The 18,955-nt window shown below is 65.7% G+C and carries 20 protein-coding genes and 1 tRNA gene; 13 read left to right on the top strand and 8 right to left on the bottom strand.

Annotation, left to right across the window (positions count from 1 at the left end):
- Window positions 1-589: 589 nt before the first annotated feature.
- Window positions 590-1,240, bottom strand: a complete 651-nt coding sequence (locus CLM74_RS09805; RefSeq protein WP_105163952.1) for a hypothetical protein — start codon at window positions 1,238-1,240, stop codon at window positions 590-592.
- 188 nt (window positions 1,241-1,428) lie between these two features.
- Between CLM74_RS09805 and CLM74_RS09800 the strand changes: the two genes are divergently transcribed.
- The 3 genes from CLM74_RS09800 to CLM74_RS09790 are packed head-to-tail and all read left to right on the top strand — an operon-like array spanning window position 1,429 to window position 2,916.
- The gene (locus CLM74_RS09800) at window positions 1,429-1,746 is read left to right on the top strand and encodes a hypothetical protein (RefSeq protein ID WP_105163951.1); all 318 of its coding nucleotides are present in this window, start codon (window positions 1,429-1,431) and stop codon (window positions 1,744-1,746) included.
- A complete protein-coding gene (locus tag CLM74_RS21735; RefSeq protein WP_234003457.1) occupies window positions 1,733-2,068 on the top strand; it encodes a hypothetical protein in 336 nt (111 codons plus the stop codon). The genes CLM74_RS09800 and CLM74_RS21735 overlap by 14 nt, the downstream gene beginning before the upstream one ends.
- A 26-nt stretch (window positions 2,069-2,094) precedes the next feature.
- A complete protein-coding gene (locus tag CLM74_RS09790) occupies window positions 2,095-2,916 on the top strand; it encodes a tyrosine-type recombinase/integrase (protein ID WP_234003456.1) in 822 nt (273 codons plus the stop codon).
- Here CLM74_RS09790 and CLM74_RS09785 read toward each other — a convergent pair.
- Both CLM74_RS09785 and CLM74_RS09780 read right to left on the bottom strand, forming a co-directional pair.
- Entirely contained in the window at window positions 2,913-3,629 is a 717-nt protein-coding gene (locus CLM74_RS09785) for a hypothetical protein (protein ID WP_105163949.1), read from the bottom strand. The genes CLM74_RS09790 and CLM74_RS09785 overlap by 4 nt on opposite strands.
- Before the next feature lie 98 nt (window positions 3,630-3,727).
- Window positions 3,728-3,804 (bottom strand) — tRNA-Arg (locus tag CLM74_RS09780).
- 185 nt (window positions 3,805-3,989) lie between these two features.
- Between CLM74_RS09780 and CLM74_RS09775 the strand changes: the two genes are divergently transcribed.
- From CLM74_RS09775 to CLM74_RS09745, 7 genes are all read left to right on the top strand, one after another.
- Window positions 3,990-5,522, top strand: a complete 1,533-nt coding sequence (locus CLM74_RS09775; RefSeq protein WP_025874884.1) for an aldehyde dehydrogenase family protein — start codon at window positions 3,990-3,992, stop codon at window positions 5,520-5,522.
- Window positions 5,522-6,373 carry an SDR family oxidoreductase gene (locus CLM74_RS09770; protein ID WP_080148970.1) on the top strand — a complete coding sequence of 284 codons (852 nt, stop codon included), beginning with the start codon at window positions 5,522-5,524 and terminating at the stop codon, window positions 6,371-6,373. Before CLM74_RS09775 ends, CLM74_RS09770 begins: the two co-directional genes overlap by 1 nt.
- 187 nt (window positions 6,374-6,560) lie before the next feature.
- On the top strand, window positions 6,561-6,851 hold the full coding sequence (locus CLM74_RS09765; protein WP_105163948.1) for a DUF4190 domain-containing protein: 291 nt from the start codon (window positions 6,561-6,563) through the stop codon (window positions 6,849-6,851).
- Between the two features lie 7 nt (window positions 6,852-6,858).
- Window positions 6,859-7,629: a class I SAM-dependent methyltransferase gene (locus CLM74_RS09760; RefSeq protein WP_105163947.1), complete on the top strand. Its 771-nt coding sequence runs from the start codon at window positions 6,859-6,861 to the stop codon at window positions 7,627-7,629.
- A 9-nt stretch (window positions 7,630-7,638) separates the two neighbouring features.
- Window positions 7,639-8,694, top strand: coding sequence for a quinone-dependent dihydroorotate dehydrogenase (locus CLM74_RS09755; RefSeq protein ID WP_033830956.1), 1,056 nt, complete (start codon window positions 7,639-7,641; stop codon window positions 8,692-8,694).
- Window positions 8,695-8,702: 8 nt separating this feature from the next.
- Complete coding sequence (gene murB, locus CLM74_RS09750; RefSeq protein WP_105163946.1) at window positions 8,703-9,767, top strand: UDP-N-acetylmuramate dehydrogenase; 1,065 nt, start codon at window positions 8,703-8,705, stop codon at window positions 9,765-9,767.
- Between the two features lie 50 nt (window positions 9,768-9,817).
- A complete protein-coding gene (locus CLM74_RS09745; protein WP_051584984.1) occupies window positions 9,818-10,687 on the top strand; it encodes a DMT family transporter in 870 nt (289 codons plus the stop codon).
- A gap of 348 nt (window positions 10,688-11,035) precedes the next feature.
- Here CLM74_RS09745 and CLM74_RS09735 read toward each other — a convergent pair whose 3' ends face one another.
- From CLM74_RS09735 to CLM74_RS09720, 4 genes are all read right to left on the bottom strand, one after another.
- Window positions 11,036-12,043: an aminoglycoside phosphotransferase family protein gene (locus CLM74_RS09735; RefSeq protein ID WP_105163945.1), complete on the bottom strand. Its 1,008-nt coding sequence runs from the start codon at window positions 12,041-12,043 to the stop codon at window positions 11,036-11,038.
- Between the two features lie 99 nt (window positions 12,044-12,142).
- Window positions 12,143-13,177: a DUF418 domain-containing protein gene (locus CLM74_RS09730; RefSeq protein ID WP_105163944.1), complete on the bottom strand. Its 1,035-nt coding sequence runs from the start codon at window positions 13,175-13,177 to the stop codon at window positions 12,143-12,145.
- Window positions 13,174-13,764, bottom strand: coding sequence for a TetR/AcrR family transcriptional regulator (locus tag CLM74_RS09725; protein ID WP_059063998.1), 591 nt, complete (start codon window positions 13,762-13,764; stop codon window positions 13,174-13,176). Before CLM74_RS09725 ends, CLM74_RS09730 begins: the two co-directional genes overlap by 4 nt.
- A 147-nt stretch (window positions 13,765-13,911) precedes the next feature.
- Window positions 13,912-14,715: an APH(3')-II family aminoglycoside O-phosphotransferase gene (locus CLM74_RS09720; protein WP_105163943.1), complete on the bottom strand. Its 804-nt coding sequence runs from the start codon at window positions 14,713-14,715 to the stop codon at window positions 13,912-13,914.
- A gap of 71 nt (window positions 14,716-14,786) precedes the next feature.
- Here CLM74_RS09720 and CLM74_RS09715 point away from each other — a divergent pair, with 71 nt between their 5' ends.
- Together CLM74_RS09715 and CLM74_RS09710 are read left to right on the top strand one after the other, a co-directional pair.
- Complete coding sequence (locus tag CLM74_RS09715; RefSeq protein ID WP_105163942.1) at window positions 14,787-15,503, top strand: SDR family oxidoreductase; 717 nt, start codon at window positions 14,787-14,789, stop codon at window positions 15,501-15,503.
- Between the two features lie 104 nt (window positions 15,504-15,607).
- Window positions 15,608-17,548, top strand: coding sequence for a bifunctional diguanylate cyclase/phosphodiesterase (locus tag CLM74_RS09710; RefSeq protein ID WP_105164977.1), 1,941 nt, complete (start codon window positions 15,608-15,610; stop codon window positions 17,546-17,548).
- 7 nt (window positions 17,549-17,555) lie between these two features.
- On the opposite strand, the gene CLM74_RS09705 is transcribed toward CLM74_RS09710, so the two are convergent.
- Window positions 17,556-18,215, bottom strand: a complete 660-nt coding sequence (locus CLM74_RS09705) for an O-methyltransferase (protein WP_105163941.1) — start codon at window positions 18,213-18,215, stop codon at window positions 17,556-17,558.
- Between the two features lie 103 nt (window positions 18,216-18,318).
- Between CLM74_RS09705 and CLM74_RS09700 the strand changes: the two genes are divergently transcribed.
- Window positions 18,319-18,951 carry a TetR family transcriptional regulator gene (locus tag CLM74_RS09700; RefSeq protein WP_025874904.1) on the top strand — a complete coding sequence of 211 codons (633 nt, stop codon included), beginning with the start codon at window positions 18,319-18,321 and terminating at the stop codon, window positions 18,949-18,951.
- Window positions 18,952-18,955 lie beyond the last annotated feature (4 nt).

Here is an 18,955-nt window from a genome sequence, read left to right as displayed (position 1 = left end):
TCCCTGGACCCTGTTGGTCAGGTTCGCAAAACTGTGACGAAGATAACACAATACAAACAATTGTGTGATGAAGGTCACATTTAATTTTGCCAAATCTGGCGCCGGCCCCACGAACACAGTTGTAGCAACCGGCCCCCGGGGCCTCGTGCACGGATCCGGCAGCCGCACCGCCCTTTCCGGCAATTCGTCACGCATTTTCGGAGCCGGAGCGACGCGTCCGGCGGGGGGCGCACACAGAAAAACCGCCGGGCCATGGGCTACCGGCGGGAGCTGAAGTGGAAGGGGGATCGCGCCGCGCTTGGCGGCAGCCAGGCTTCTACCAGGGGACGAAGAGCAGGATCAGCACGATCACCAGCAGCACGGCGGCGACGGTCAGCAGCACGTTGCGCTGGCGCCAGGAAGGCTTGGGGGTGCCGGGGGTATTCATGGGGGCGCTCCTGGGCAATGGGGATGACCGCAGCCTGCCAATTCAGTTGCCGCAGCAGCGTGCAGACCGTGTGCAACCCATGTGCAAAGGGGCGCATCCTGCATGGATGCCCTCAACGAGACGGCCGTGCAGCCGCTGCCGAACCGAAAAGCCTCTGCAGTCTCAGTTCCAAGGACAACTGAAATTCAGCAGGAATGGCAGCTTTGCGAGTGCCTGAATCCGTGCTGGCAACGACTCGACAAGCCAAGGATAAGAGAACGCCCACACAATGAATCCAAGCGCCGCAAGCGTAACTCCGCCGTAAACGATAACGTCCCGAATCCATGGGCCCGATCTGTTCCATTGCAGACTCGCTGCCTGCCGAAGCAGCCCCGCTCCGGCAAGACTGAACAGCAGAATGATCAGCGCAAGCACCGTGGACGCAGCCACCGACCAGTCGACACGACACTGAAATGCCCCGGAAACAAGCGCGAGCGCGATGAAGGCGATCGCCGCGTTGGCGAGCAGTTCCATCGGTTTTGAAGCCTTGCTGTAGATCGACCTCGCATCCGCAAACGGAATGAACACGAGGGCCACGCCAAGAAGCAGCACATCGACGATTCCGACGCCCAGAAGCAGTTCGAAAGATGAAAGTCCGCTGATGACCTTCTGCCAGGCAGCAGGATTGTGCAGTCGCTTCGCGCACACCCAGAACACAATGGAAAGGACTGTGAGCAAAAGAAAATTGGAGCGAAGGCTCCACTTGCTCACATGCATCAACGAGTCTGCGCACAGGCTTGGCGCCGCTCCTCGGACATCCGTTTCGTCACCCATCGAATCGCTCCATCGTCTGATCCCGATGGTTTATCGGCGCTGCCTGAGATTTCTTCAGACCACACCCTGCAAGTGACGCGCGGCGATGTACCGCCCCAACTCAACCAGTACGACAGGCGTCACAGATCCAGACAGGACGCTTTCCTGCTGGAAGAGCTGGAAGCCCACATTACGGAGTGCGAAAAGCCATGCCTCAGAAGCAGATCAGCCATACCGAAGGCCTGCCCAACGGCGCCGCAGGCCACCGAGCGCGCCACATCCACGCCCTGCGCGGCCCCGGCGCCGGCGGCGGGCACTTGGTCGAGTGTGCCTGCAGGTCGACCAGCAAGCATGCCGATCCCGACAAGGCTATCGAAGCGTGGCGCCGGCTCAACCGGCCACCACGCAGCGCGCGGGCTCCAGCCCTGCCTGCCGTCGTCGACAACGTCGTGCAGTTCAACCTCAGCCTCGCGGAACAGCCGACGGCTCGGAGGAAGGTTGCGGGAGGCGCCCATGGGCGCCGCTGAAAGGCTGGACCTCTCCGGGAAGGATTGGCTGACGGTCGAGGAAGCCGCCCACTACTGCGGCGTCTCCAACAGCCAGTTCAGGAAGAACGCCATGGGCTACGGGCTGACGCCCAGGCGCTTCATGGGAAAGCAGTTGTACGAAAAGGCGGCGCTCTATGCCGCGATCGAAGGCGCAGAGGAATGGCAAAGGTTCGACTCTACTGGCGCGGCAGCAAGGCCTACCTCGACTGGGCGGAAGGTGGCGAGCGCTTTCGCAGGTCCATTGGGCAACCTGACGCCCGTGAGGCGGAGAGAATACGTGCCGCGAAAGAAGCAGAACTGACCCATGGGGTGCGGATCTTGGCGCGCTTGCCCAAGGTCCGCGACTACTTGGAGTGGTATCTGGACTGGTACGAGGCCGAGCACCCGACCACCATCTCGAAAGCCAGGAGTGAGGTGAAGCGCTTCATCGAGCGCTTCGGCCAACGGCCGATCGACAGCATCCGAGCGGTCGAGGTGGAGCAGTACAAGCGCGTCAGGCTGCTGGACGACAGGGCGGCAAAGGAGACTGTGGGTAAGGAGATTCGACGACTGAAAGCGGCGTTCAACCGCGGCGTGGAATGGAAAGAGTTGGACGTCAACCCACTGGCCTCCGTAAAGGCGCCTCGCGGCGTGCGGAGCGTGGCCGTCAAGTTCTATGACCGGGCGGCGATGCGCCGGTTGTATCGGGCAAACCCTGAGCGGGCGCCCCTGTGGCTCTTCATGGCCCACACTGGGCTACGGCGAGGCGAGATCATCGGCCTAGAGAAAAGCTCCGCCGTGGCCGGTCGCCTGCTGGTGGAGAGCGACCCTGACGAGAGCGGCGAAGGCAGGACAAAGTCAGGAAAATGGCGAGAGGTTCCCCTCAACCGCTACGCCCGGTGGGCATTACGTCACCTGCCGGACCCTATCGTCAGCGTACACAAAGATACTTTGTCGGACTGGTTCAAAAAGGACTCAGAGCTCGCTGGCGTTGGCGGTCACCTACACCGGCTTCGGCACACCTTTTGCGCACATATGGTTATGGGAGGCGTTCCACTTAGGCGAATACAAATCCTTGCGGGACATGCTGACTACGCTACAACAGAAAAGTACTACGCCCATTTGGCGCCTGATGGGGACGATGGTGCGGTCGCTAGGCTGAGGTTCTAGGCGGTCGGGATTTTGTGACGAGCTTCAAACCTGTCAAGAATATCAGACACCAGACTGGCAAGCCGGCGTAGAACATCGGTGACCTCTTCACCAGGGAAGGCGCTGTCATTTTGGAATACAAAGGAGGCAGTGGGATTGCTTGTTGGATCCAGTTCAAACTCCAGGTCGCCATCATCGAATCCAATGGGCATTCCATTCTCATCCACCTTTACTCTTATCCCACCCGAGGAAAGAGATGCATCATTTTCGATCAGTGAAAGGTGCTTATCTTGGATATCCAGATCATGGAGTGCTCTCAGCAGTTGATTGCCCCCTTTGTACGGACGCAACTCCCTGACAATATCCACGTCCTCAGGATCCGCGAGGTGCCATTTGCGGCTCCTTATCACTTCTTCCAGGTTATGGGCTGCGTCGGCGAACGGGAAATAGACACCCTTGGAAGTCCCTCCGTTGAGTCGCACGACTTCCACCGCGAGCAGATCAAGTGAAGCACGCAGGTTGTGTACCGCGTCGCCCAACGCCTCGTTCAGGGAATCCGGCATTCCACGCATGACAACCGACAAATGGTATTTGCCGTCCGCATCCCTACTGAGTTCGCGAGAACACCATTCGCCCTCGAAGTACGTCTTTATGACGCGCTCGATTTCGTGGATGTGTGCCTCCGCACGCTTCAACTTCTGCCGTGGCTGGTGGAATAACTTGCCAGACTCCATGCTCCCCCCCTGACTGTGCCAACTGTGCCAAAACGTGTCTGAAATGGAGCGTTTTGCGGCAGCCCGACTAAGACGCGGTGGCGGTAAGTCCTTGAATATGGTGACCCCGGCCCGATTCGAACGGGCGACCTTCCCCTTAGGAGGGGGACGCTCTATCCAGCTGAGCTACGGGGCCATGCAGCCGCCAAGTTTACAGGCAAGCCGCCCTGCCCTCCAAGCTTTCATCTGCCACACCATTGCCACTGGCGCGGCGCACCATGGCCAGTCCGGGCGCTCTGCTACCATCGGCGGCTCAGTTCGTCGCGCCCCCACCTGCCCGCGACGGCACCAAACACAACGTAACGAAACACAGGAGTCTGCATGTCTTCCGAGCTGCTCAAGTCCCTTGGTCTGGACGCGATCAACGCTGGCACCTACCTGGGCAACGGGGAGTGGTCGAGCGCTACCGGCGGTGAACTGATCACCCCGATCAATCCGACCACGGGCGAGCCGATCGCGCAGGTCCGCGCCACCACCGAAGCCGAGTACGAAACCGTCATCGCGCGCGCCCAGGAAGCCTTCAAGGTCTGGCGCACCACGCCGGCTCCGCGTCGCGGTGAAGCCGTGCGCCTGTGCGGCGAAGCGCTGCGCAAGCACAAGGATGCGCTGGGTTCGCTGGTCGCGCTGGAAATGGGCAAGAGCAAGCCTGAAGGCGACGGTGAAGTGCAGGAGATGATCGACATCGCCGACTTCGCCGTGGGCCAGAGCCGCATGCTGTACGGCTACACCATGCATTCCGAGCGCCCCGGCCACCGCATGTACGAGCAGTACCAGCCGCTCGGCTTGGTCGGCATCATCAGCGCGTTCAACTTCCCGGTGGCGGTGTGGGCATGGAACTCGTTCCTGGCCACGATCTGCGGCGACATCTGCCTGTGGAAGCCGTCCAACAAGACCCCGCTGACCGCCATCGCCTCGATGCGCATCTGCAATGAAGCGCTGCGCGATGCCGGTTTCCCGGACCTGTTCTTCCTGATCAACGACGCCGGCACCGCGCTGTCGGAAAAGATGGTGGCCGACAAGCGCGTGCCGCTGATCAGCTTCACCGGCTCGACCCAGGTCGGCCGCACGGTGGCCGAGAAGGTCGCCCACCGCCTTGGCCGCTGCCTGCTGGAACTGGGCGGCAACAACGCGATCATCCTCGACGAAACCGCCGACCTGAAGCTGGCCATTCCCGGCATCGTGTTCGGTGCGGTCGGCACCGCCGGCCAGCGCTGCACCACCACCCGCCGCCTGATCGTGCACGAATCCATCCATGACGACGTGCTGGCCACGCTGGTCAAGGCGTACAAGCAGGTGGAAGGCAAGATCGGCGATCCGACCGACCCGGCCAACCTGATGGGCCCGCTCAACAGCGACGGTGCCGTGCAGCAGTTCCTGGCGTCCATCGAAAAGGCCAAGGCCAGCGGCGGCACCATCGAAACCGGCGGCACGCGCATCGACCGCGCAGGCAACTTCGTGCTGCCGGCCATCGTCACCGGCCTGAAGAACAGCGATGAAGTGGTGCAGCACGAGACCTTCGCGCCGATCCTGTACGTGATGAAGTACAGCACGCTGGACGAAGCCATCGACATGCAGAACGGCGTGCCGCAGGGCCTGTCCTCGTCGATCTTCACCACCAACCTGAAGACTGCCGAGCGCTTCCTGTCGGCTGCCGGTTCGGACTGCGGCATCGCCAACGTCAACATCGGCACCTCGGGCGCGGAAATCGGTGGCGCCTTCGGTGGCGAGAAGGACACCGGCGGTGGTCGCGAGTCCGGTTCGGATGCATGGAAGGTCTACATGCGCCGCCAGACCAACACCATCAACTATTCGGATTCGCTGCCGCTGGCCCAGGGCATCAAGTTCGACCTGTGATGGCAAACGGTCCGGCCATGCACATGGGTCAGAGCCCCTCCGGGGATCCGACCCATGCCGTGCCGACCACTCAGGGTCGGATCCCCACAGGGGCTCCGACCCTCGATTTCACCGGCCGCCGGGTGCTGATCGCCGGTGGCAGCAAGGGCATCGGCCGCGAACTGGCGCTGGCCTTCGCCCGCGCCGGTGCGCAGGTCTCGGCCTGCGCCCGCGGCCAGGCCGGACTTGACGCCCTGCAGGCCGATGCGCAGGCCCAGGGCACGCAGCTGCACACCTTCGCCACCGATCTGGGCGACCTCGGCCGCATCGGCGCCTGGCTGCAGGCTGCTGCCGACGCGCTCGGCGGCATCGATGTGCTGGTCAACAACGCCACCGGCTACGGCATGGCCGATGACGAAGACGGCTGGGCGGCCAGCCTGCAGATCGATTTGATGGCGGCGGTCCGCGCCTCGCGCCTTGCGCTGCCGTGGCTGCGCGCCTCGTCCGACGCCTGCATCCTCAACCTGTCCTCGATCGCCGCGCAGCAACCGCGTCCCGGCGGCGCACCGTATGCGGCGGCCAAGGCCGCGCTGTCGCACTACACGACGTCGCAGGCCCTGGCACTGGCGCCGGACCGTATCCGGGTCAACGCCATCGCGCCGGGCTCGATCGAATTTGCCGATGGCCTCTGGGATCGACGTCGTGTCGAAGATCCCGCCCTGTACCACGGCACCCTGGCGAGGATTCCGTTCGGCCGCTTCGGGCAGCCGCGCGAGATCGCCGATGCCGCGCTGTTCCTGTGTTCGCCGCTTGCGCGCTGGATCACCGGCCACGTGCTCAATGTCGATGGCGGCCAGGTGCTGATGGGCTAGCGCCGATCCCTCGGTAGCTACCAACCTTGGTTGGCACCGCATTCGTCGACCAAGGTCGGCGCCTGCCAAAGCCACCCCGCGCTCGGCTCCGATGGTTGCCAACCTTGCCTGGCAGCCTTGCATTGGCCGGACCATGGGATTGCCGGGGCAGACGCACTATCATGTCGGCACTGCCACGGAGGACTCGATGAGCGTGCCACCCCGACAGAGCAACGCCCTGGCCGTGGTCAGCCTGATCGCGGGCATCTGCAGCTGGACCGTGCTGCCGGGTGTCGCCGCCCTTGTTGCCATCATCACCGGGCACCTGGCCCGCGCCGAGATCCGCCGCCGCGCCGGCGAACAGGACGGCGATGGCATGGCCCTGGCCGGGTTGATCATGGGTTGGCTCAACATCCTCGCTGCGGTGGGCCTGGCGGCCATCCTGATCTTCGCGATGGTGGCCGCCGGCGCCGACGCCAAACCTGGACTGCGCTGGTGAAAGCACGATGACCTCCGCCGACAGCACTGAACGCTTCAGCAGCCGCGTCGCGGACTATGTCCGCTACCGCCCGGACTATCCGCCTGCCCTGATGGACTGGCTGCATGGCCCCATGGCCGTGGCAACCAGCGCGCTGGTTGCTGACATCGGCGCAGGCACCGGCATCTCCAGCCGGCAGTTCCTGGCCGCCGGCCATCCACTGGTCGCCGTCGAACCCAACGCGGCGATGCGCGCTGCCGCCGAACACTGGCTGGCGCCGCAGTATCCGCAGTTCTCCGCCGTCGATGGCCGCGCCGAGGCCACCGGGCTGGCCGATGCCAGCGTTGATCTGGTCGGCGCCGCGCAGGCCTTCCACTGGTTCGACACCGTGGCCGTGCGCGCCGAGTGGCAGCGCATCCTGCGCCCGGGCGGGCTGGCGCTGATCTACTGGAATTCGCGCCTGCTCGATGCCAGCCCGTTCCTGGTCGGCTACGAACAACTGCTGCTGGACTACGGCACCGACTACACCGCCGTGGCCGAACGCTACCAGGACGACGCCACCATGCAGGCCTGGTTCGGCTCCGGCCTGCGCGGCATGGTGCAGCTGCCGAACGTGCAGCACCTGGACCTGGACGCCCTGCGCGGGCGCCTGCTGTCTTCTTCCTACGCGCCGCAGCCCGGCCATCCGCGCCACGCGCCGATGCTGGCTGCGCTGCAGGACCTGTTCGCCGCCCACGCGGTCGACGGCCAGGTCGCTTTTGAATATCGAACCCGAGCCTTCCTCGGCACGCTGGACTGAAACCAACGCATGTATTCGCTTGCCCGCCCCTTCCTGTTCTCGCTCGACGCCGAACGCGCCCACGGTCTCGGCCTGTCCGCTCTGGACCTGGCCTATCGCACCGGCACCACGCCGCTGGTGGCCGCACGCATCGCGCCGATGCCCAGCACGGTGTTCGGGCTGACGTTCCCCAATCCGGTCGGCCTTGCTGCCGGCCTGGACAAGAATGGCGAGCACATCGATGCACTGTTCGCGCTGGGCTTCGGCTTCGTGGAGATCGGCACGATCACGCCGCGACCGCAGGCCGGCAACCCCAAGCCGCGCCTGTTCCGGCTGCCGGCGCACAACGCGATCATCAACCGCATGGGCTTCAACAACGCCGGGGTGGATGCGCTGGTGCGCAACGTCGAACGCGCGCGCAACCGGCGCGGCCTGCTCGGCATCAACATCGGCAAGAACAAGGACACCCCCAACGAACAGGCGGCCGATGACTACATCGCCTGCATGGACAAGGTGTACCCGCTGGCCGACTACATCACCGTCAACATTTCCTCGCCCAATACGGCCGGCCTGCGCGAGCTGCAGGAAGAGACCGCGCTGCGGCAGCTGGTCAGCCAGCTGCGTGAGCGCCAGGAAGCACTGGCCGCGCAGCATGGCCGGCGCGTGCCGATGCTGGTGAAGGTGGCCCCGGACCTCAGCGAGCGCGACATCGATGCCGCTGCGCGCGTACTTGGCGAACTGCAGGTGGACGGCGTGATCGCCACCAACACCACCATCGACCACAGTCGGGTTGCCGGCGATCCGCTGGCCAATGAAGCCGGCGGGCTGTCCGGCGCACCGGTGCTGGAACAGTCCACCCTGGTACTGCGCCGCCTGCGTGCACGCCTGCCCGAATCAGTGCCACTGGTCGGTGTCGGCGGCATCCTGTCCGGTGCCGACGCCGTGGCCAAGATGGCCGCCGGTGCGGCGCTGGTGCAGTGCTACAGCGGCCTGATCTTCAAGGGCCCGGCATTGGTCGCCGACTGCGTGGAGGCGATCCGCCGCCGACGCGAGGCGCCCAGCCGCGGCGCGGTGGCACCCCTGTGAGCACGCCCATGCACGACACCAACAACGCTGCAGCACCGCTGCGCTGGACCCTCACCCACAACGCGCCACTGCAGGCCCTGAACACGTTCCACGTGCAGGCCAGCGCAGCGCAGTTGCTGGAACTGCACGACGCCGCGCTGCTGCCGGAGGTTCTGGCGTTGCCGGAAGTGGCCAATGGCCCGCTGCTGGTGCTCGGCAGCGGCAGCAATGTGCTGATCGCCGAAGACCTGCCCGGCACCGTGCTGGTGTTCGGCAACCGCGAAATCAGTTTCCTCGAACACCGTGCCGACCACGCCGTGATCCGCGCTGGAGCCGGCGTGTCCTGGCACGGGCTGGTGATGTGGTCGCTGCAGGAAGGCCTGTCCGGCTTGGAAAACCTGGCGCTGATTCCCGGCACCGCCGGCGCATCGCCGATCCAGAACATCGGCGCCTATGGCGCGCAGGTCGGCGAGTTCATCCAGACCGTAGAGGCCTGGGACTGCCAGGAAAAAACCTGGGTACGGCTGGACAACGAACAGTGTGGCTTCGCCTACCGCAACAGCGTGTTCAAGCAGCAGCCGGACCGCTACCTGATCACCGCCATTGAACTGAAACTGCCGCTGCTGCACGACCTGCGCATGGGCTACGCCGGCATCCGCGAAGAACTGCAGGCGCAGGGCGTGGAACTGCCGAGCGCGGTGGACGTGGCCAATGCGGTGATCGCGATCCGTCGCCGCAAGCTGCCCGACCCCGACGTACTGGGCAACGCGGGCAGCTTCTTCAAGAACCCGGTGCTGCCGCTGGAACAGGTGGAGGTGCTGCTGCAGCACTTCCCCGAGCTGCCGGTGTTCCCGGCGGACCGCGACGACCGCCGCAAGGTCTCGGCGGCCTGGATGATCGAATCCTGTGGCTGGAAGGGCTTCCGCGAAGGTGATGCCGGCGTTGCGCCCAGCCACGCGCTGGTGCTGGTCAACCACGGCAACGCCACCGGCACTGAACTGCTGGCGCTGGCACGGCGGATCTCCGCCTCGGTACTGGAGAAGTTCGGCGTGCCGATCGAACCGGAGCCCCGCCTGCTCGGCGCACAGTGGTGAGCACACCCGCCCTACCCGCCAGCGCCACCCCATTGCGGGCGGCGCTGCTGATGCTCGGCAGCACCATGGCGTTTGGACTGATGGCGGTGGCGATCCGCTACGCCACCCGCTACGTGCCGACCCAGGAAGTGGCGTTCTTCCGCAATGCCTTCGGCCTGCTCGCCCTGCTGCCGATGCTGCTGCGCCCAGGCCATGCCCCGTTGAAGACCCAGCAGCTGCCGCGCTATTTCCTGCGCAGCGCGATCGGCCTGGGCTCGATGCTGTGCGCGTTCTGGGCGTTGGGCCACCTGCCCCTGGCACAGGCCGTTTCGCTGTCCTACTCCACCCCGTTGTTCGTCACCATCGCGGCGGTGCTGTGGCTGGGCGAAACGGTACGCGTACGGCGCTGGGCAGCGGTGGTGGTCGGCTTCATCGGCGTGCTGGTGATCGTGCGGCCGGGCACGGCCGGCTTCACGTCCGGCAGCCTGATCGCGGTGGCCGCCGCCGTGCTCAGCTCGCTGGTGGCGATCCAGATCAAGCAGCTCACCCGGATCGACAGCGCCGACACCGTGGTGCTTTACACCTACGTGTTCTGGGTACCGCTGTCGCTGATACCGGCCTTGTTCGTGTGGGTCTGGCCCACCGGCATCGCCTGGCTCTGGCTGCTGGCCACTGGCGTGCTGGGCACCATCGGCCAGTTGCTGTGGACACGCGCACTGCGCCTGGGCGAAGTCTCCGCGTTGACCCCGATCAGCTTCCTGCAACTGCCGCTGGTGACCTTGTGTGGCTGGCTGTTGTTCGCAGAGACGGTGGATCGCTGGACCATCATCGGCGCGGGCATCATCCTCGCCGCCAACGCCTACATCGCCCATCGCGAAGCAGTGCTGTCACGGCGTGCAGCGAGCGTCGCCGCGAGCGCAGCGGCCAAGCCGGCAGAGTAAGAGGTCCGGCCGGGCTGCGCCCGGCACCCGTGGTAGTGCCGGCCGCTGGCCGGCAACCTCAACAGCAACAGCAACAGCAACAGCGGGCGTTCCGTGGGATGGCGGGGCGGTGTCGGATGGCGGGGACGCCGCAAGTACGTCCTTGTAGGCTTGGCCGCGGCATGGATGCCGCGGCCAAGCCCCCATGGATGGGTTTACGGCGTCCCCGCAATCCGACACCGCCCCGCCAAACCCACAGATAGTGCAGAGCCGGCTGTTGCTGTTGCTTCGGCTGTTGCAGTTGCTGTTGAGGTTGCCGGCCAGCGGCCGGCACTACCGCGGGTGCCGGGCGCAGCCCGGCCGGACCCCCTACAGCACCTGGTACGCGCGCTCGGCCGCATCGAACACATTGCCCGGCGCGAACTGCTCGCCCAGGTAATGCAGTGCTTGCCGGCGCTGCTGCAACGAGCGCTGCGCCGCGCCGGGGCCCAGCAGCATCTGCTCGAATTCGATCAGATCCTGCAGGATGCGCCAGTGCCGATACCACGCAATCCAGCGCGGATCGCCCAGGTCGCTGCCATAGCCTTCGGCGAAGCCGAGTGGATGCTCGCGCCCCCAGCGACCACCTACCGCGGCGCCGACAAACATCAGGTCGCGCTCGCGCGGCGCCAGTGCCAGGCCATCCCAGTCAATCAGGTGCAGTGCATCGTCCTGCGCCATCAGCAGGTTGCCCGCGTGCAGGTCGGTGTGGCACAGGCGCAGCGCCGGTGCCTCACCCTGCAATTGGCGATGCAGCGCTTCGGCACGCTGGTGAAGTTCGGCGATGCGCGGCCGCTGCTGCTGCCACAGCGCCAGGAACGCACTGCCGGACCGATCCTGCGCCTGCGCCAGCGTCGAGGGATCGCGCAACCATGTCCCCACCGTGTCGACCGCTGCGGTTTCAAGCCGCAACGTCGGCAGTGCCTGGCGCAACGCCGGCGGAATCTCGGCCTCATGCAGGCGACGCAGCACTTCGCCCAGCTGACGCCATTGCGCACGGCTCAGCGGCGCCTCGAAGCCCGACTGCCCTTCGATGTAGGGGAACAGCGTGAACTGCAGGCCCCAGCGCTGCACCGATGCGCCGCCGGTCAATGCCGGCCACGGCGCAACAATCTCTTCGATGCCCAAGGTGCCACGCAGCCAATGCAGGCTGTCCCACACCGCGGGTGCCACCTGGAAGTTGCGGCACTTCAACCACCAATGGTCGTGGCGGGCATCGATGCGGAACACGCACGCATTGGCGTCGGCGCCCACCGGACGCGGCACCACCGCGATCGCGTTGATGTCGTAGGACTGCTGCAGGACTTCAACGATCTGCTGCGCCGAAGCGAATGACATGGATGCAGGCGTGCTTTGGTGACGACACCTACTATCGCAGATGGCCTTGCATCCGCACAGGCAAACTGGTCACAACATCGCTCTCCTGCGACAAAAGAACTAGCCGGCGATGCGTCGCATGACCGCTTCCAACGGACCGCGCGCGAACTGCCACGACCACAACCAGGCCGCCGCGGTCGCCAGCATCACGAACAACAACGCGGCCACCAGCACCCACGACAGGCTGGCACTGCCATCAAGCAGTCCAAGCGATTCCAGCACGCCCATGCCGATCAGGATGTGCGCCACGTACAGGCTCAGCGTCATCCGTCCGGCCGCGGTGAACGGTTCCAGCCAATCGCCAGGATGCAGCCGCACCAGCCACAGGCATGCCGCGATCAGTGCACATGCCGCGCCTGCGCCGGTCAGCAGATAGGCCGGACCGGGCGGCATCGGCTGCGTCGCCAGCCACACCTGCCACACCGTGCCGTGGCCCCACTGCTGCAACACTTGGCCGGCCCCCATCAGCAGCAGGCCGAGCAGCAGCAAGGCACGCTGCACCCGGGGTTGCGACAGCGGCAGCCGCGCCAGCAGCATGCCCAGCAGGAAAAAGCACAGCCACGGCAACACCGGATGGAAGCCATTGAACAGCAGGTTGCGCATCGCACCCGGCCAGTGCCACAGCCCCTCGTAAGCCAGCGTCTGCCAGTTCCAGCCCTGGCTGTAGTCCCAGCGCAGCAGGGCCCAGAACGCGACCATCGCCAGAGCCACCATGCTGCCCAGCAGAACACGGGGCGACGCGCGCAGCCACAGCACCGCCAGCGCGAAGTACACCGCGTAGTAATGCAGGATATCGGCAGGAAACACGGTCAGGTTGAGCAGGCCGAGCACGGCCAGGAACACGGCCCGCCGCCAGGTCTGCACGCTTGCCTGCCACCACGCCAGTCGCTGTGTGGCCAGCATCAGGCCCACCCCGGCCAGCGTCACGAAGGTCGCCGAAGCCTTGCCTTCCAGCAGGTGGAAGAATCCAGCAAGCCAGCCGCCGCCGTCGGTCTCGGCGGCCATCGCCAGGCGGAAGTTGACCAGCACCATGCCGGCCAGGGCGAGGTAGCGCGCCAGGTCTAGCCCATGCAGCCGCCGATCGTCAGTGCTCACGCACGCGCCCCAAGCAGAGCTGCCAGCAGAGCGGGATCAAGCACGTCGGTATCGGCATCGCTCGCCTCACCCAATCCCTGTCGCAGCGCAGCGCTCTCGATCGCATCCAGCAGCACCTGCGCCTGCAGCGCGGGCGCCAGCACGGGCCGGCGGCGCTCACGACGTGCGACCTCCTGCAAAGCCTCGGCAAGACCACGCTGCAACTGCGCGCGGTTGCCAGCGAATGCCGTGGCCACCGCCGGATTACGCGCGCTCTCGGCCAGCACTTCCACGCTCAACAGCGCCCATTCCGGCTGCCGGCACAGGATGTGGAAGTCCCGCAGGAACCCCTGCACCTGCGCACGTTCGCCATTGCATCCCGCCAACCGCTGCAGCAACGGCTGCAGTTCGTCCTGTTCGGCCTCGGCCGTCGCCAGGATCAGCGCCTCCTTGCCGGGAAAGTGGTTGTAGAGATTGCCCAGGCTGACCCCGGCCGCCTGCGCGATGTCGCGCATGCTGGTCTGGTGGAAGCCCTTGGACAGAAAGCACTGCAGGGCCGCCTGCAGGATCTGCGAAGCGCGTTGCTCATTGCGGTCGGTGCGGTTCATGCGGCAAACAATGAACGAACGTTCGTCCATTTGAAAGCCGAATCCAAGCCGTCGGCCAGTCACCATTCAGGCCGTCGCGCTTGACCTCAACCACTGTTGAGGACCGATCCTGCCGCGCCCTGCTGTAACTGCGGACCCTGCATGCACCTAGAAGAACTCGTCCAGCAGGCGGTAGAACGCGAGTCGGCGTTCATCGGCACCGATGCCATAGCGGGCCAGCAAGGGTGCAACCCAGCGGGTGTCGTCATAGTTGTGGACCAGGCTGCGTGCGGCCAACGCCAGGTCCTGGCAGCGATCAGCCACACCCAGCCGGCCACAATCGATGAAACCGCTGAAGCGGCCGTCGACCGCCATCAGATTCGGCAGGCATGCATCGCCGTGCGCTACCACCAGATCTTCATCCGCCGGACACGTTGCGATCAGCTCGGCATGCACCTGCTCGGCGCTCTGGCCCAGGCGCTCATCGTCGAAATCATCCGCATCGATCAACCCTGCGGCAACGCGCGCAGCGACCTCCGGCAAGCGCGATGCAAGGCGATGATCGAACGGACAACCGGCAACCGGCAGCGCATGCAGGGCGCGCAGCGCGTCAGCCAGCAGCACGACGACCTCGGCGGGCGCCAGCGTCGGCGACGATGCCAGGTCATGGCCGGGCAACGCGCTCATCAGCAGCCAACGCCGACCGCCCTCCTCCGCCGTATCCAACACCGTAGGCACCGGCTGTCCCTGTGCCCGCAGCCAACGCAGACGCAGGATTTCGCCCTCCAGTTCGCTGAAGGCATCGATCACTTCCGATTTCAGGAACGCATCCGGCAACCCTTGACGTCGCACCCGCGCCACATCGGCGCGCGACACGCCGATGCCCTGCATCTCGATATCTGCATCGCGCAGCGCGCTGCGCCACTGCGACGGCAAGGGCATTACACCGCCATCGCTCGATCCTGCTTCCATCCCCACCGCTCCGGCCCCGGTCACAGCCTGGATTCTCTCCGAATCGGACACCCCACAGCAAAGGACATCGCATGAAATTCATGGTCATCGGCGCCAGCAAAGGTCTTGGCCGCGCCTTCGTGGAAGGCCTCTGCCGGCCCGGCGATACCGTCGTCGGCGTATCGCGCACACGCCCCACGCAGCTGGACTGCAGCGAGGGCGTCGACCTGCACTGGATAGAAGCAGACCTGAGCCAGCCAGCACGGGCCGCCGCCAGCATCGCGGCGCAGGCGCCGCCGGATCTCGATGTGCTCATCCATAACCTTGGCATCTGGGAGGAGACCGCATTCAGTGACGACTACGATTTCCTCAACGAAAGTGACAGCGCGCTGGCGCAGCTGGTGGACGTCAACATCACCGCCACCCTGCTGCTGCTCAAGCAGCTGCTGCCGCGCGTGCTCGGCGGGCGCCGCCCGCAACTGGTGTTGACCGGCTCGACCTCGGCGCTGCCGCGCAGTGGCCGCCCCGAGGTGGCCTTCGGCGCGTCCAAGTTCGCGCTCAACGGGATTGCCGATGCCCTGCGCGAAGGCTTCCGCCAGCAGCGGCTGGCCGTGACGACGCTGCAGCTGGGCTACCTCAATACCGAAGATGCACTGTCGGTGCCGCTGCAGCAGGCGGCCGCACGCGGCAATGGCGAGTACGTGCCGGTGCACGACGTGGTGTCGATGGTGCGCGCCCTGCTGCAGCTGTCACCGTCCAGCTTCGTGCGCGAGCTGGTGCTGCCCGCCATCGCCGATCCGCGTTACTAGACCAGCGCTCAGCACACACTGGCAGCCCCGGTTTGGCCGTACACGCGGCCGTGGTTTACTCTGCGTCTACTGGCAGTTGGCCGCACACAGGACCGGCTATGGCTATCGATGCGCTATCGAGGCTCTCGACCCGGGTTCTGGACAGCGCCCTGCCCAGCCTGCCGCTGTACTTGCTGCAGGCCACTGCGGTGATCGGCATGATCGGCGTGTTCCTGATCGCCACCCGCCGCGGCGGCCATGCCATGGAAGGACGCCGCGTCTACATCGGCGCGATCCTCGGCCTGATCTACTTGTTCAATTCATGGTTCGTGGCCGGCTACGCGCAGGGCGTGGTCAAGCTCAACCTCGGCATCGACATCCTGCTGATCAGCGGTCTGCTGGGCGGCTGGCGCGGCGGCGTGACCTGCCTGCTGGCCAGCCTGCTGGCGCGCTACCAGTTCTCCGGCACGCAGTATTTCCTGCCCGCCAGCCTGGAAGCGGCGCTGCAGGTGCTGGCAGGCATCTGGCTGCGCGGGCGGATATACCCGCGCATGCTCACCCACTTCTCGCTGCGGTTGATCCTGCAGGCCTGGGCGGTGCGCATCGCGGTGACCTTGATCGGGCTGGTGTTGGGCGTGGCGATCATCGGCAGCGCGCAGCTGCCCCTGCTGGAACTGGCCACCCAGCGCGTGCTGGCCCTGCCGGTGTCACTGCTGGTGCTGGTGGCCGTATTCGCGCTGGTCTACAACGATGCGCAGATCGATGCCCAGCGCCAACGCGAACATGCGTGGATGCGCATCGACCCGGTGAGCGGCCTGCCCAACCTGCGCGCCCTCGACGAGCGTCTGCAGCGTCATTGGCGCAGCAGCGAAGACCGCGGCAACGCGTGCCTGATCGTGACCGAGATGGGCAACCTGCAGGACCTGCTGCTGCGCTATGGCCCGCTCAATGACAGTGGCCTGTGGAACCCGCACAACGCCGAGGCCGTGCGCCGCACCCTGCTGCATGCGCGACCGACCGATGCGATGGAGATCTATCAGTTCGGTGACAGCGCGCTGGCGATCCTGCTGCCGGACGCAAGCCTTGCCGATCTCCGCGCGGATACCGGGCTGCCTGCGCTGGCCGACCGCCTGTCCACGGTGATCGGCGATGACTGGCCGGGCTTCCGCCCGGTGTTCCGCTGCGCGGTGGTCGAGCTGCAGCCGCCCACGCAGGACGACAACTCCATCCCGTTCCGCGCGGTCACCCTGGCCTTGAACGCGATCGAGTCCGGCGTGGTGTTCTTCGATGATCCTATCCAGCGCGACAGCGAAGTGGATGCCCTGATCGAGACCGCGCTGGACCACTGGCTGCAGCACGCCGATGCACCACTTTACTACCAGCCCAAGTTCCGCCTGCAGGACCGCCACCTGGTCGGCGCCGAGGCGCTGCTGCGGATGCGCGATGGCGATGGCCACCTGATTGCACCGATGCGGGTGGTTTCGCTGCTGCGCCGTCGCGGACGCCTGGCCGAACTGGAATGGGCCACGCTGCAGGCGGCCACCGCCTTCCTTGGCCACTGCAGGGATGACGGGCATACGCTGACGATCGCAGTGAACGTGTCCGCCGAATCGCTGCGCCAACCCGGTTTCGGCGCACGCCTGTGCACCTTGCTGGAGCAGCAGCGCATACCCGGCGCGATGCTGCGGCTGGAGATCGTCGAATGGACCGAAATCGTCGAGCGCGACGTCGTCGATGCCAACGTCGTCGTTCTGCTGGCCGCTGGCATGAGCCTGTCACTGGACGACTTCGGCGCCGGCTATTCGACCCTGATCCTGCTGTCGCAGCTGTCGGTGGCCGAGGTCAAGATCGAGCGGGCATTGATCGCCACGCTGTCCGATGCCAAGTCGCAGTCCATCGTCCGCTTCATCGTGGAAGTAGCCCACCGCTGCGGTGCCATCGTCGTTGCCGAAGGCACCGAGACCCCGGCGCAGGAGCAGCTGCTGCGTGCGCTGGGGGTGGATGTGGGCCAGGGTTATCTGTATGCACGGGCCCTGCCACCGGAGCAGTTCCGGCAGCTGGCCTGAGCGGCCTTCAGGCCAGCCGCATCGACAGCTCCACATCGTCGGCGAAGGGCACGGACAGATAGCCTGCATTGCCCGAGCGCATGCGCTGCTGGTAGCGCGGGCTGTCGTCGGCGTTGTCGGCGATCACCACTGCGCCCGGGCGCAGCCGCTCGTGCAGCAGCTCCAGCACATCGTCGTACAGCACCTTGGCACCATCGAGCAGCACCAGGTCGATCGTATCGGGCAGGTCCACCGCCAGGGTCTCCAGTGCGTCGCCCACGCGGATCTCGACCAGATCGTCCAGGCCCGCTTCACGCAGGTGGCCGGCGGCACGGCGCGCCTTCTCCGGTTCGAACTCGGTGGTGATCAGGCGGCCGCCGCCGTTGTCACGCAACGCCGCAGCCAGATGGATGCTGGAGATGCCGAACGACGTCCCGAACTCAACGATGCTGCGCGCGCCACTGCTGCGCGCCAGCAGGTACAGCAGGCGGCCGGTTTCCGGCGACACCGGCAGCCACAGGTCCTTCAGCAGCTCGCCATACAGGCGCCGGTATTCGGTGCGGCTGCCCAGCAGGCGCTGCCGCTCTTCGGGGGAGACGGAGGTCAAGGCCGGGCTGAGCGCGCTGTCGGCTTCGGTGAACAGGCGTACCAGCAGGGGCGCGACCGGGGTTGAGATCAGGGTGGACATGGGCGGGTGTTCCTTGCGATGACGGGGTTAGAATGCGAATGATTCGTCGCAATCAAGAATACGGACGATCCCCGGCTCCGCCTATTCGCATTGGAAAAGCCCCATGTCCGAACGTCGTCCGCCGCAGATTTCCTCGAGAAAACAGCCTCGCCAGTCACGATCGAACGACCTGGTCGCGGCCATTCTCGAAGCCGCTGCTCAGGTTCTGAAGCACGAAGGCGCCCCCCGGTTCACCACCGCGCGGGTGGCCGAACGCGCCGGTGTCAGCGTCGGTTCGCTGTACCAGTACTTTCCCAACAAGGCGGCGATCCTGTTCCGCCTGCAGCGCGACGAGTGGCAGCAGACCGGCGCGATGCTGCGCGACATCCTGCAGGACACACGACAACCGCACCTGCAGCGCCTGCGCACGTTGGTGCATGCCTTCATCGTGTCGGAATGCGAAGAAGCGCAGACCCGTGGCGCGTTGAACGATGCCGCGCCGCTGTACCGCGATGCGCCGGAAGCGCAGGAAGCACGCAGCGAGACCGACGAAGCGATGCTCGTGTTCATGGCCGAGCTGCTGCCGCAGGCCTCGGCGGGCACGCGCCAGCTGGCGGTGGATCTGATCGATACCACGCTGGGGGCCACCGGTCGCGAATTTTCCAGTGAACCGCGCACTGCCGCCGAGATGCGCGTCTATGCCGATGCGGTCGCGGATATGTTCTGCGCCTATCTCAGGCAGCTGGGCGCGCACTGACGTG

The sequence above is a fragment of the Stenotrophomonas sp. MYb57 genome (assembly GCF_002966815.1).
Taxonomy (GTDB): Bacteria; Pseudomonadota; Gammaproteobacteria; order Xanthomonadales; family Xanthomonadaceae; genus Stenotrophomonas; species Stenotrophomonas indicatrix.
This window is presented reverse-complemented; position numbering and strand designations above follow the sequence as displayed.